Origin of the sequence: Gordonia aquimaris, from assembly GCF_026262595.1 — a bacterium.
In the GTDB taxonomy this organism is placed as follows: Bacteria; Actinomycetota; Actinomycetes; order Mycobacteriales; family Mycobacteriaceae; genus Gordonia; species Gordonia tangerina.
This window is the reverse complement of the sequence record NZ_JAPKFM010000090.1, coordinates 1-359: the sequence shown is the minus strand read 5'-3', so window position 1 is coordinate 359 and position 359 is coordinate 1. Positions and strand designations below refer to the sequence as shown.

Sequence of the window (359 nt, the reverse complement as noted above, 5' to 3'; positions counted from 1 at the left end):
CCTGACCGAGGCACACACCACCGGCCGCCTGGTCTCCGAACTCAAACGGCTCCGCCGCTACCGGCTGATCATCATCGACGAGATCGGCTACCTGCCGTTCGACTCCGATACCGCCAACCTGTTCTTCCAACTCATCGCCAGCCGCTACGAACAAGGCTCGATCCTGATCACCTCGAACATGCCATTCGGCCGCTGGGGCGAAGTCTTCGCCGACGATGTCGTTGCCGCCGCACTCATCGACCGCCTCGTCCACCACGCCGAGGTCATCACCATCGACGGCGACTCCTACCGCACCAAGACCCGACGACAACTCGTCAACGCCGACCAGTAACCACACCAAAAGGGGGTCAAATTTCAAC

The 359-nt window shown here is 61.3% G+C and carries 1 protein-coding gene; it reads left to right on the top strand.

Annotated elements, in window-relative coordinates:
- On the top strand, positions 1-331 hold a 331-nt coding region (locus OSB52_RS24715; protein WP_266063976.1), incomplete at its 5' end, for an ATP-binding protein.
- Positions 332-359: the final 28 nt, after the last annotated feature.